We start from the raw sequence: 12016 nt of genomic DNA, 5'->3' as shown, positions 1-12016 counted from the left end.
ATAATATGCTTAGCTGCGACTTACATGATTATATTGAGATTGTCTGTCTGTACCATTATCCGCTTAAGCTAACATTACACTCTGGCGCCATTGTTACCGGTACAGCAGACACTACCTGTTATAACGACAACCGGCAGGAGTGTCTGGTAATTCAACGAAAAGATAGCAAACTACAGGTTGTGCTGGACGACATTGCTCTGCTGCAAGTAACGGTAGCAAACCCGCATGTGCAGCAGGTGCGGTTTAAATAACTTATAAGGGCCTGATTAACGCTTTTGGCCTTGCTTAAACATTAACAGTTGGAGCTGATTCTTAACGCTCTTAACCCTTAATGTTCTTTCCGGCGGTTTCTAACTTGTTGAAAATGCGCTTTACGCAGCGCTCGTTGATTTTTTGCCACCAAATTCAGCTTGGCGACAAACTGGCGTAACTGCTCGTCGCTAAAGCAGGGCACAGTATATTGCTGAATATAAGCCGCTACCTGGGGGATATTACATACTTGTGCTGGCAATAGTGTTTTGAACTCGGCCATGTCACTAAACGCCACTACCGAATACACAGTTTTACCATCCTGCATGCCGATCCCTAAGGTAAATTTTACTGCGGCGGTATGTTTAAGGTTTTGCTGTAGTGGGTTTTGAAAACTTATTTTGCGCCGGGGATGCTGCACAGTCCACTGTGGTTGGTGCTCACTGCCAACAATCCCGCCCTGGTAGTTTTTTACTTCAATTACAAAAATACCAACAGGGCTAAGCACCAGATAGTCAACTTCAGTTAAATCACCTTGCGCAGTTTCCAGAATTAAATTGCGGTAATGTTTATAGACTGCGGGTAAATCACGCACTAACAGCCGGTACAGTTGCCGCTCGGCCTTCGCCCCTAAAAACCGTGCTCTATTGCCAAATATCAGTGAAATTAATAACCCGGGCAGGATTAAAAGCAACAACACGCCGATGATATAGGGAATATAAGGCGTAAACAGACTCAGCATCATCGCGCCGATATCAAATTTTTCAGACGCAGGTGCAACCGGGAGAGCCGCGTTGCTATTAGCTGCCGGTTTAGCTGGGATATTGGTTAGCACCAGCGGTTTATCTGGCGCCGCTATCGGGTTCTGGCAATGCTTATCAAACTGGCGTTTGCTGTCCTGGTAAGTACTCAGCTGTGGCTGGCTACTAAAGCGGTCAATTTGCTGTTGCAGCAAAATACAGGCAGCTTCAGAGTATTGCTGTTGGCCATAAGCCAGCGACGAGCCAAACAAAAGCAACAATAAGGTAAACAGCCAACAGCGCATAAGTCGTACCTGATATATGGAATGCTGATGCTAGCAGGGAGAGATTCCAACGGCAATAAACGAATTGCTTGGTAGAAGTGAATCGAAGTAGCAAGATGAAATAAATTAACGTATATTTCACGTTAATTATTCATCCCAGCAAAGGAACTGTTATGAACCAAGCGCATCTACATGCCGAGAATAAATACCAATCGTTAAGAACCCAAGCCATTGTAACGGCTCAAGCCTCTTTACCATCGACTTTCCGGGATATCGTGTCACTAAAGCATATTGATACTGAAGCATTACAACAAGCCAGGATATGGGAGGCTCGCAGAAAAGGTTTAGGTACTGCGGTTCCCTGGTCTTTTGCCAATGACTATCAGGCATGGAGCGCCCGGCATCCGAACCGATTAGATGTAGCCACCTGGAGTAAAGCAACGCTATGTGGTCTTGCGATCGGCATCCCAACCAAAACGGGTAAATCGATGCGACTAGATGTGATAGAAGCTAATCCTGATAAAACACTGCTTTCAGGCCAAGTTTTTACTATTGCGATGATTGCTTTTCAAGCATATGCTCGGGCTATTGGTGCGACTCAAATTAAAATTATGCGTCCGTTAAATCACAAGCTAATTTCGCTTTATCAGCAACAAGGTTTTATTTATCAGAAAAGCAAAGGTAGCAACCCCGAGCATCTTTGGAGATGGTTATGAGTAACAATAAAGCAGACAAACCAAAGCTGGTACATAGCAACAACGTTGAAGCTCGCCCTGAACCCGGCACACCGGAGTTTGATGCCTGGTTACTTAAACGCGCTAAAGAAGACGCAGCTAAGTATTTAACAGATGAGTACGATTTGGGTGATGATGAACGCGGTATACTCGCCGGTGGCTATGATCGTTTGCTGATGTCTGATGAAGAGCTGGCCGAGGAAGAAGAAGCTATGGAACAAGCGCAAAAGCAAGAACGGCGTAAACACCTTAAGTCTGTTGACTCCAAGTAATCAGACCCCGGCTGTAGTAAAGCATGCAGCCGATTTAATTTTCATCTACCCCAAATTTTACAACTCGCTGAAAGTGGGCGCAGTTGTTTAAGTCAAATCATGCGAATCAACTGTTGGATCTGCTCACTAAATTTACTGATTTTTCAATATTATTAACTTCAATAAGCTTTATTTTTAAGGTATTTTGTCGACCTTTTAAAACGCTAGAAGCTAAAAACTTTTAGCTGCAATAGCTTGGTTAGCATAACTAAATTAACCAAAGGAATGGGGTTGTTAATGAAGATTTTTGTTGTAGTTGTTTTTTTCGCAGCGTTATTTTTTGCTTGGTTTAGTTCTAAAGACGACCACGCTGACGGTGGGCCGAACTGCAGCTCAAATGCTTATATAGTAAGCCATTTTCGGTATAGTGAGGGACGAGAAATGAGCAACCAAGCGAACATTGAGGAAATACCATCACATTTACCTCAAAAATTCAGAACTTTCTTTGAGCAAGCCAGAAAGCTTCCGATAAATGCTACTGATGCACAGATTAAGTCAGTATTTCCATCGCGACCTGAAGTTAGCTACACTTTTGGTATAAAGTCTTTTAAATTAAGTAATAAAGACGCTTTATACAATATTAATAAGTACGAGGGTTGTATATCTCATATCGAACTGTTTCTCCAAGATAAAGTGATCACTTCACTGACCCAAAGTAACCACCTCCCTTCCTCGGCAACGGCTTCAAAAAATCAACCAGAAAATAGCTGTAAGTATTTTGAACGCACCGGACAACGATTTACTTATTTTAACGACGGGATATACAGTGGGGATGCCAGATATATAGGAGTAGTGCCAGAAGCTGTTTCAACATTGTTCAATGAATTTAAAAAATTTAATTACCGTCGGGACAACTTGTTCTCCATTATAGGTTCTCCGCTTAGCTCTGGTACTCAGCTAAAGTGGAAAGTTGATGATGTTGATCTGGGCAATATTGAAGCAATTGTGGAAACCGAAGAAAACTGTGAGAAATCTCTTACTCTGTCGTGGACAGATAGTAAAGGAGAGCATCGACTACTAAAAGAAACGAGCTATAACATACCTTCTAGTTAGTTGTGGCTGAGGCTCATGCTCACTGTAACCACAAAGGCCGCAATTGCGGCCTTTGTTTTACCTAACACTCAGAAAATTACTTTTTCTTGGCTTTCGGGTTTGGCAGATCGGTGATTGAGCCTTCGTAGATTTCGGCGGCTAAATCGATAGACTCCTTCAGCGTCGGCCCCCATTTCTACCGCTAAGCAGATTTCACTTTTCTCTAGCTTTTAGCCTTGTCAGCATAGCCATGATAGATTTTTGTTACGATCTCTGACTCTGCAAAATCAATACACTTCATCAGGTTATTTTGCTTGCCAGCTTTCATGGCGTAATCTTTTTTAAGCCATTGCTGCATTGGCTCTGCCAGTTCCTGATACGCCTCCAGTGGCATGGCACCAAACTCGCGGTAACCGTTTAATGCACTTATTGCTTGCTGGTGAATATCGCCATCGCTAAAAGCCGTGGCTAAACAACTGGCCTGGGCATAATGCTGAAACAGCTTTAGTTCCTTTTGCTGTTTAAACGCCATATCGGCCTTAGTTATGCCCGAGATGACAATCATCAGAATAAATGCCGTTAATGCTACCCTGATTTTCATGCCTACTTAGTCATCATATTATCGAAGTAATCCCGGTATACTTTTTCATCCAGACCAATTTCTGGGCAGGTCAACGCATCTTGCCGAACATCAGACAGATGCATTTTACCCGCGTTGACAATTACCGCCTGCGATTGCAATGAGCAATTATCCGCTTCAGTAACAGACCATTTAGCCAACTGCGCTAGCGGTGCCGGTTTGCCCGCTACTATGTATACCTTGCTGTCGTAGTACTGAAAATAGTCGTGATCTTTGTAATCGACCTTAACCAGGCTACATGGCGGCGTAAGCTGTAATTCATAGCTCTTGCCATCGCTTGTTACCTTACAGACATCGTTGGCAGAATTAACACTGATATCGGCCTGAGCACATGAAGTCACAGCCAGAATAGCAGCCAGAGAAACGAGACGGATCACACTGTAATTTCCCAAAACCATACTTCGTCTCCTTTATTTAACCAATCGGGAGCGCCACCTTTAAGAGTTTCACCGTCCCATAAGTCGATATGGTCCGTGCTGTCCCAGCCGTTCATTATAAAAACGATGCCTTTCTTGCCTTTGAGGGATTCAAGCGCACCACCTCTGATCACTCTTTTGCTGCCGAATGCGTTGTTGCCAGCATCATCAAGCCAATTGGCCAGCTCTTGCGCTGCCAGAATATGTCGCGGGCTGTGGTTTAAACCAGGGTAGCAACGTCTCTGTGGGTATTTGGTGTCAAAGCTGGAGGTATCAACACCAGATAGTTCTAACGCTACCCCCATACGAATGGCACATTGGTTTGCGAACAATCCTCTGTCACAGGGAAAATTAGGGTACGGGTGGTTTTTCCATAATTTACTGAACTGAACCAGCATTGTGCTAATCCTTTTTGCATGTTTGTTATCGAACAAAAAGATTAACACAATGTTTATTATTTGAAAACATCTCAACCAGAAACAACAAAGGCCGCATTTGCGGCCTTTGTTTTATCTAAAACCCAGAAAAATTACTTTTTCTTCGCTTTCGGGTTTGGCAAATCAGTGATTGAGCCTTCGTAGATTTCGGCAGCTAAGCCGATAGACTCGTTCAGGGTTGGGTGAGCGTGGATGGTTAACGCGATATCTTCAGCGTCGGCACCCATTTCTACTGCTAAACAGATTTCGCCCAGCATTTCACCGGCGTTAATACCGACAATGGCGCCACCTAGAATGCGGTGCGTTTCTTTGTCGAATATCAGCTTGGTGAAACCTTCAGTACGGGCTGAGGCGATGGCACGGCCTGATGCTGCCCATGGGAAGGTCGCGGTTTCTACTTTTACGCCCTGCTCTTTCGCTTCTTTCTCGGTAATGCCGGTCCAGGCCATTTCCGGGTCGGTATATGCTACTGATGGAATGCAGCGTGGGTCGAAGTAGTGCTTCATGCCAGAGATCACTTCAGCCGCTACATGGCCTTCGTGTACCGCTTTGTGCGCTAACATCGGCTGGCCGGTAACATCACCAATGGCGTGAATGTGTTTAACGTTGGTACGCAGTTGCTTATCCACGTTAATAAAGCCGCGATCATCAACGTCAACACCGGCTTTTTTAGCGTCTAACAGGTTACCGTTTGGCTTACGGCCCACTGCCACCAGAATTTTGTCGTAACGTACCGCTTTATCCGGTGCGTTTTTGCCTTCAAAGGTGACGTATAAACCGTCTTTCTTCGCTTCAACATTGGTTACCTTGGTCGACAGCATAATGTTGAATTTTTTGCTGTTGTACTTGGTATAGGCTTTTACTAAGTCAGCATCGGCTGCTGGTACTAACTGATCAGCAAATTCCACTACCGATACTTTAGAACCCAGTGCACGATAAACGGTGCCCATTTCCAGGCCGATAATACCGCCACCTAACACCAGCATTTCACCCGGAATGTCTTTTAATTCCAGCGCGCCGGTAGAGTCGATAACCCGGTCGTCATCTTTTGGAATAAACGGTAGTGATACCGGCTCTGAACCTGCAGCAATAATGGCGTGTTCAAAGGTAATTTTGGTGTCGCCAACCTGTAAGGTGTTAGCACCGGTAAATTTACCGAAACCGTTAACTACCTTAACTTTGCGCATTTTCGCCATGCCGCCCAGGCCATTGGTTAACTGGCCGACAACTTTGTCTTTCCAGTCACGGATTTTGTCTAAATCAATTTTTGGCTCACCAAAGGTAACGCCGTGCGACGCCATATCATGGGCATCGTCAATAACCTTGGCAACGTGTAACAAGGCTTTAGATGGAATACAGCCAACGTTTAAGCATACGCCACCTAAGGTGCTGCGCGCTTCAACCAGGGTAACCTCTAAACCTAAATCTGCTGCACGAAAGGCTGCAGAATAACCGCCAGGGCCTGCGCCCACGACTACTAACTGAGTTTTAATATCGTTGCTCATCGTATTACCTTCATAATTGTCCGGTTTTCCCGGTGTTCTGACAGCATTATTATCCATCGTATTTCAAATTGCACGGGTGTTGGCTGCACCGCTCACCCCAATCACTTAGCTAACCTAAGCTCATGGGGACTCGCTTGCTTGCCGCCTACGTGCACTTCGAAATCCATAGAATAATGGATTGAGGCTATCAGGCGAAAAAAGTGGCGGAATTTTAACATCAGAGCCGCCGCTCTGTAACCATTGATTGTGCTATCAATCGAAAATTACGCCAGTTTTTGCTGGCGTAATCCGGTTTTACATAATAATTTGCCGGATATCGGCCAGATAGCTGGCTAACGTAGCAGTAAAGCGTGCTGCTAAGGCGCCATCTATTACCCGGTGATCATAAGATACCGACAACGGCACCATTAACTTCGGCTCAAACTCTTTACCGTTCCATTTTGGTTTAATCTCTGATTTAGAGACACCTAAAATGGCCACTTCCGGGGCATTAACGATGGGCGTAAACGCCGTACCGCCAATACCACCCAGGCTGGAGATGGTAAAACAGCCGCCCTGCATATCGGCAGAACTTAACTTGCCTTCCCGCGCCTTAGAGGATATTTCCATCAGTTCGCGCGACAGTTCAATAATGCCTTTTTTGTTGACGTCTTTTACCACCGGCACTACCAGGCCATTTGGTGTATCAACTGCGATACCTAAATGGATGTACTTTTTCATTATTAAGCTCTGGCCATCTTCAGACAGCGAACTGCAGAACGTCGGATAGTCTTCCAGTGCCTTGGCCACCGCTTTCATAATAAACACCAGCGGGGTGTATTTAACGCCCATTTTTTTCTTCTCGGCCAGGCTATTTTGCTCTTTGCGGAAGTCTTCCAGGCCGGTAATGTCGGCTTCATCAAACTGGGTAACATGCGGAATACGCACCCAGTTACGATGCAGGTTATTACCCGACAGCTTTTGAATACGCGATAACGGCTTGCTTTCCACTTCACCAAACTTAGCAAAGTCGACTTTTGGCCAGGCAATTAAATCAAAGCCAACACTATTTCCGGAGCCAGTGTTGCCTGCACCGGAAGACGATGCGCCGCTTTCAGCCTGTTTTACCAACTGCTTCACATAGTTTTGCACATCTTCTTTCACCACCCGGCCTTTACGGCCCGTGCCTTTAACTTTGGCTAAGTTAATGCCAAATTCACGGGCTAAGCGACGGATAACCGGCGATGCATGCGCATAAGCTTTGTTTTCAACAAAACCGTCGCCTTTGTCTGCCGTGTCTGCGTTGGCTTCTTTGCTGTCAGCTTTGGCCGTACTCTGCTCACTGGCTTTAGCATCGCTTTTGCTGTCGTCTTTCTTGTCGTCCTTGCTGGCGCTATTATCACTGTCGTCACTTTGCTCAGTATCAGCGTCGTCAGCAGCAGTTTCAAACACCATAATCAGGCTGCCGGTTTCCACTTTGTCGCCGACACTAACTTTAATTTCTTTTACCTTACCCTCGAACGGTGCCGGCACTTCCATACTGGCTTTGTCGCCTTCGACGCTAAGCAGTGACTGATCGGCTTTCACGCTGTCACCCACTTTTACCAGTATTTCGGTTACTTCAACCGGGTCGCCACCAATGTCTGGCACTTCAACGTCTTTGCTGGCGCTGCCACCAGACTTTTTCTCAGCGGGCTTGCTGTCTGCTGATTTTTGCTTATCTGACGTTTTATCATCTGACTTTTTATCGTCAGCTTGCTTAGCGTTTTGCTGGTCTTTGTCGTCGCTGTCTTTCGAAGCTTCGTCAGCGCCGCCTTCAAAAATCATAATAAGGCTACCGGTTGCGATTTTATCCCCGGTGCTCACTTTGATTTCTTTAACCACGCCGCCTTCGGGAGATGGAATATCCATCGCCGCTTTATCGCCTTCAACGCTGAGTAAAGACTGCTCGGGTTTAATTTTGTCGCCAACCTTAACCAGTATTTCGGTTACTTCAACCTCATCTGCGCCAATGTCGGGTACTTTAATTTCATTCGTCATCAGTTATCCCCTTACGCGTACAACGGGTTGGTTTTGGTTGCATCAATGCCAAACTTCTTAATGGCCTCGCTAATCACCGCTTTTTTCAGCTCGCCCTGTTTTACCAGTTCAGACAGCGCAGCAACCACAATATACCCAGCGTTTACTTCAAAATGACGACGCAGATTCTCGCGACTGTCTGAGCGGCCGTAGCCGTCAGTGCCCAGCACCTTGTAAGATACCGCCGGGATAAAGCCACGAATTTGCTCAGCGTAGTTTTTCATATAATCGGTAGCAGCAATCGCCGGTGCTGTACCTAATACCGTCGCCACAAACGGTGTTTTCTCTTTCGCGTCCGGGTTTAGCATATTGAAGCGTTCTGCGTCCTGGCCATCACGGGCCAGCTCGTTAAACGAGGTAACCGAGAACACGTCTGAGGCAACGCTGTAGTCTTTGCTCAGAATTTCAGCAGCCTTACGCACTTCGTTAAAGATGGTGCCTGAGCCTAACAGCTGTACCTTACCGCGATCGCCGTTATACGATTCCAGCTTGTAAATACCGCGACGTATACCTTCTTCGGCGCCTTTTGGCATAGCCGGGTGATGGTAGTTTTCATTCATTACCGTAATGTAGTAATAAATATTTTCCTGATCCGGGCCATACATGCGGCGGATGCCGTCTTGCATAATCACTGCCAGCTCGTAAACGTACGTGGGGTCGTACGAAATACAGTTAGGGACGGTGCTGGCCAGCACATGGCTATGGCCATCTTCATGCTGTAAGCCTTCACCATTTAACGTGGTGCGTCCGGCGGTAGCGCCTAACAGGAAGCCGCGCGCCTGCTGATCACCGGCCATCCAGGCCATATCACCTACCCGCTGGAAACCAAACATCGAGTAATAAATATAGAACGGGATCATCGGTAAATCGTTGGTGCTGTAAGAGGTGGCAGCTGCCACCCAGGACGACATCGCGCCTAGTTCGTTAATGCCTTCCTGTAATACCTGACCACCCACATCTTCTTTGTAGTACGACACTACTGAACGGTCTTCCGGGGTATAGGTCTGGCCGCCCGGGTTATAGATACCAATTTGCCGGAACAGGCCTTCCATACCGAAAGTACGGGCTTCATCGGCAATAATAGGCACGATTTGCTTACCAATATGTTCGTCTTTTAACAACACATTCAGAATACGGGTGTAACCCATGGTGGTGGAGATTTCACGTTTTTGCTCGGTTAATAACGAGTCAAATGCGTCCAGCTCGGGCAGGGTTAACGGCTTGGTAAAATTAGGCAACCTAACCGGGGTATAGCCATGCAGCGCGTTACGCCGATCGTGCAGATACTGTAATTCTGGTGAGTCTTTTGGCAGTTCGATATAGGGCAGATCGTCAACCGCTTCTTCACTGATATAGTCTTCCAGGCCCAGGCGCTTGCGCAATTGCAATACGTGGGTCATGTCCATTTTCTTCACCTGATGGGCAATGTTTTTGCCTTCGGCAGCATCACCCATGCCGTACCCTTTAACGGTTTTGGCTAGAATAACTGTCGGTTTGTCGGTGCAGTTTTGCGCGGCTTTAAAGGCAGCAAATAACTTAGAAGGCTCATGACCGCCGCGCTTTAAGGCGAAAATCTCTTCGTCTGTCATATCGGCAACCAGGGCGGCGGTTTCCGGATAACGGCCAAAGAAATGCTTACGAACAAAAGCACCGTCGTTGGCTTTATAGGTCTGGTAATCGCCATCAACGGTTTCATTCATTAACTGTAGCAATTTACCGGTGGTGTCCTTGGCCAGTAATTTATCCCAGCCGCGGCCCCAGACCACTTTAATTACGTTCCAACCGGCGCCACGGAACAAACCTTCCAGTTCCTGAATAATTTTACCGTTACCCATTACCGGGCCGTCTAAGCGCTGCAGGTTACAGTTAACCAGGAAACACAGGTTATTCAGTTTTTCGCGCGCAGCAAAGCTTATGGCACCACGTGATTCCGGCTCGTCCATCTCGCCGTCGCCCAAAAAGGCGTATACCCGTTGTTCGCTGGTATCTTTTAACTCGCGGCCATTTAAGTATTTTAAAAAGCGTGCCTGGTAAATAGCGGCTATCGGGCCTAAGCCCATTGATACCGTGGGGAACTGCCAGAACTCAGGCATTAATTTCGGGTGTGGGTAGCTCGATAAGCCGTTGCCATCCACTTCCTGGCGAAAGCCATCCAGCTGCGCTGCCGTTAAGCGGCCTTCCACAAAGGCGCGGGCATAAATACCCGGTGAAATATGGCCCTGGTAATAAACTAAATCACCGCCATCTTTTTCATTCGGCGCGCGGAAAAAGTGGTTAAAACAGGTTTCATAAAATGCTGCAGACGACTGGTAAGAGGCCATATGGCCACCTAGCTCCAACTCTTTTTTCGAGCCGCGCAGCACAATCATAATGGCGTTCCAGCGAATAACCGAGCGGATACGTCTTTCCAGATTCACATCGCCAGGGTAAGCGGGCTCTTGTTGTGGTGGAATGGTATTAATGTAGTTAGTGGTCACACCGGTTGGCATGGCCACGCCCTCTAGGCGGGCCTGTTCTAATACCTGCTCAAGCAGAAACTGCGCCCGCTCCACACCTTCGGTGCGAACCACTGACTCCAGTGCTTCCAGCCACTCTTTTGTTTCCAGAGCGTCGATGTCATTCTTACTGACTTCAGACATATCGAGGTTTCCTATGGTTATTCACGCCTACGCGTTTAAAATTATCAGGTTATCAGCCTTGCTGGGAACGACGCAACGAGCGCTCAATTCGCGAGCGCTCTTTGTTTACTTCCAACAACGCTTCTTCAATAAAAGCTAAGTGGCCATTACTGGCCTGGCGGGCTTTTTCCGGCTCGCCATTAATTACCGCCTGCATTAAATGCTGACGATGGGCATTAAGTTGTTCAGCACTACCCTCGCGCGCCGCCAGCGCCACCAGGTTTAAGCGCACGTTTTGTTCTACCAGCGGAGTCAAACCACGCACTAAATGCAGCAGCACCACATTATGCGACGCTTCCGCTACCGCCAGATAAAACTGGCCAACGGCTTTGGCCTCGGCATCAACGTCCTGTTGCTGCTGACTTAAACAAATGCTGTTGTATAAATCTTTAATTTGCTGATGATCGGCAGCCGTGCCGCGTAGTGCAGCGTAATAGGCGCAAATACCCTCTAACGCATGCCTAAATTCCAGCAAATCGAACTGTGACTCCGGGTGGCGACCAATTAACGCAAACAAAGGGTCGGTTAAGCCCACCGCCAAATTATCACAGACATAAGTACCGCCGCCCTGACGCCGGCTTAGCAAGCCTTTGGCTTCCAGCTTCTGAATAGCCTCACGCAAGGAGGGGCGTGACACATCGAACCGCTCAGCCAGTTCACGCTCTGCCGGCAAACGCTGGCCCGGGGCAAAGCTACCCTCCAGCAACATGTTTTCCAGCTGCTCTACGATACGGTCTGAGAGTTTAGCGGGTTTAATTTTATAATCTGCCATGCCGGGTTAGCTTCACTTGTGCTGGGTTGCCTTTCGACAAGTTGTAAATTGGTATTACCAATATTAAAAAGAGGCGCTACGGTATCAGTTTTTCTATAACAAGTAAATAAAGCAGACAATAGCCGCAAAGGCAAAACAGAAAATATTTAGAGTTAAAACT

12 protein-coding genes are annotated in these 12016 nt (G+C 46.9%); 4 read left to right on the top strand and 8 right to left on the bottom strand.

All coding sequences use genetic code 11. The features are described from left to right. Positions 1-5 precede the first annotated feature (5 nt). Positions 6-251, top strand: coding sequence for a Rho-binding antiterminator (locus B2X65_RS14400; RefSeq protein ID WP_290613718.1), 246 nt, complete (start codon positions 6-8; stop codon positions 249-251). Between the two features lie 77 nt (positions 252-328). On the opposite strand, the gene B2X65_RS14395 is transcribed toward B2X65_RS14400, so the two are convergent. Next, on the bottom strand, positions 329-1294 hold the full coding sequence (locus tag B2X65_RS14395) for a nuclease-related domain-containing protein (RefSeq protein WP_290613716.1): 966 nt from the start codon (positions 1292-1294) through the stop codon (positions 329-331). Between the two features lie 152 nt (positions 1295-1446). Between B2X65_RS14395 and B2X65_RS14390 the strand changes: the two genes are divergently transcribed. The 3 genes from B2X65_RS14390 (at position 1447) to B2X65_RS14380 (ending at position 3371) form a co-directional block, all read left to right on the top strand. Continuing rightward, entirely contained in the window at positions 1447-1989 is a 543-nt protein-coding gene (locus B2X65_RS14390; protein WP_290613714.1) for a hypothetical protein, read from the top strand. Beyond that, complete coding sequence (locus tag B2X65_RS14385) at positions 1986-2279, top strand: hypothetical protein (RefSeq protein WP_290613712.1); 294 nt, start codon at positions 1986-1988, stop codon at positions 2277-2279. The genes B2X65_RS14390 and B2X65_RS14385 overlap by 4 nt, the downstream gene beginning before the upstream one ends. Positions 2280-2555: 276 nt before the next feature. Beyond that, on the top strand, positions 2556-3371 hold the full coding sequence (locus B2X65_RS14380; RefSeq protein ID WP_290613710.1) for a hypothetical protein: 816 nt from the start codon (positions 2556-2558) through the stop codon (positions 3369-3371). 202 nt (positions 3372-3573) lie between these two features. Here the strand turns inward: B2X65_RS14380 and B2X65_RS14375 are convergent, their stop codons facing one another. The 7 genes from B2X65_RS14375 to pdhR all read right to left on the bottom strand — a co-directional run bounded on the left by B2X65_RS14375 (position 3574) and on the right by pdhR (position 11856). Continuing rightward, positions 3574-3951, bottom strand: a complete 378-nt coding sequence (locus tag B2X65_RS14375; protein WP_290613708.1) for a T6SS amidase immunity protein Tai4 family protein — start codon at positions 3949-3951, stop codon at positions 3574-3576. Positions 3952-3953: 2 nt separating this feature from the next. After that, positions 3954-4388, bottom strand: coding sequence for a hypothetical protein (locus tag B2X65_RS14370; RefSeq protein WP_290613707.1), 435 nt, complete (start codon positions 4386-4388; stop codon positions 3954-3956). After that, entirely contained in the window at positions 4364-4804 is a 441-nt protein-coding gene (locus B2X65_RS14365) for a T6SS effector amidase Tae4 family protein (RefSeq protein WP_290613705.1), read from the bottom strand. Before B2X65_RS14365 ends, B2X65_RS14370 begins: the two co-directional genes overlap by 25 nt. Before the next feature lie 131 nt (positions 4805-4935). Then, entirely contained in the window at positions 4936-6348 is a 1413-nt protein-coding gene (gene lpdA / locus B2X65_RS14360; protein WP_290613703.1) for a dihydrolipoyl dehydrogenase, read from the bottom strand. A gap of 294 nt (positions 6349-6642) precedes the next feature. Then, on the bottom strand, positions 6643-8367 hold the full coding sequence (gene aceF / locus B2X65_RS14355; RefSeq protein ID WP_290613701.1) for a dihydrolipoyllysine-residue acetyltransferase: 1725 nt from the start codon (positions 8365-8367) through the stop codon (positions 6643-6645). An 11-nt stretch (positions 8368-8378) separates the two neighbouring features. Next, complete coding sequence (gene aceE, locus B2X65_RS14350; protein WP_290613699.1) at positions 8379-11045, bottom strand: pyruvate dehydrogenase (acetyl-transferring), homodimeric type; 2667 nt, start codon at positions 11043-11045, stop codon at positions 8379-8381. Between the two features lie 52 nt (positions 11046-11097). Next, the gene (pdhR, locus tag B2X65_RS14345) at positions 11098-11856 is read right to left on the bottom strand and encodes a pyruvate dehydrogenase complex transcriptional repressor PdhR (protein WP_290613697.1); all 759 of its coding nucleotides are present in this window, start codon (positions 11854-11856) and stop codon (positions 11098-11100) included. Positions 11857-12016: the final 160 nt, after the last annotated feature.

Source organism: Arsukibacterium sp. UBA3155, from assembly GCA_002364615.1.
In the GTDB taxonomy this organism is placed as follows: Bacteria; Pseudomonadota; Gammaproteobacteria; order Enterobacterales; family Alteromonadaceae; genus Alishewanella.
Note: the sequence above shows the minus strand (reverse complement) of the source record. Positions and strands in the feature narration are given on the sequence as shown.

Coding starts and splice junctions, on each gene's coding strand:
- pdhR (WP_290613697.1), bottom strand. CDS start 11,856: ATGGCAGATTATAAAATTAAACCCGCTAAACTCTCAGACCGTATCGTA.
- B2X65_RS14400 (WP_290613718.1), top strand. CDS start 6: ATGCTTAGCTGCGACTTACATGATTATATTGAGATTGTCTGTCTGTAC.
- aceE (WP_290613699.1), bottom strand. CDS start 11,045: ATGTCTGAAGTCAGTAAGAATGACATCGACGCTCTGGAAACAAAAGAG.
- lpdA (WP_290613703.1), bottom strand. CDS start 6,348: ATGAGCAACGATATTAAAACTCAGTTAGTAGTCGTGGGCGCAGGCCCT.
- B2X65_RS14370 (WP_290613707.1), bottom strand. CDS start 4,388: ATGGTTTTGGGAAATTACAGTGTGATCCGTCTCGTTTCTCTGGCTGCT.
- B2X65_RS14380 (WP_290613710.1), top strand. CDS start 2,556: ATGAAGATTTTTGTTGTAGTTGTTTTTTTCGCAGCGTTATTTTTTGCT.
- aceF (WP_290613701.1), bottom strand. CDS start 8,367: ATGACGAATGAAATTAAAGTACCCGACATTGGCGCAGATGAGGTTGAA.
- B2X65_RS14365 (WP_290613705.1), bottom strand. CDS start 4,804: ATGCTGGTTCAGTTCAGTAAATTATGGAAAAACCACCCGTACCCTAAT.
- B2X65_RS14385 (WP_290613712.1), top strand. CDS start 1,986: ATGAGTAACAATAAAGCAGACAAACCAAAGCTGGTACATAGCAACAAC.
- B2X65_RS14390 (WP_290613714.1), top strand. CDS start 1,447: ATGAACCAAGCGCATCTACATGCCGAGAATAAATACCAATCGTTAAGA.
- B2X65_RS14375 (WP_290613708.1), bottom strand. CDS start 3,951: ATGAAAATCAGGGTAGCATTAACGGCATTTATTCTGATGATTGTCATC.
- B2X65_RS14395 (WP_290613716.1), bottom strand. CDS start 1,294: ATGCGCTGTTGGCTGTTTACCTTATTGTTGCTTTTGTTTGGCTCGTCG.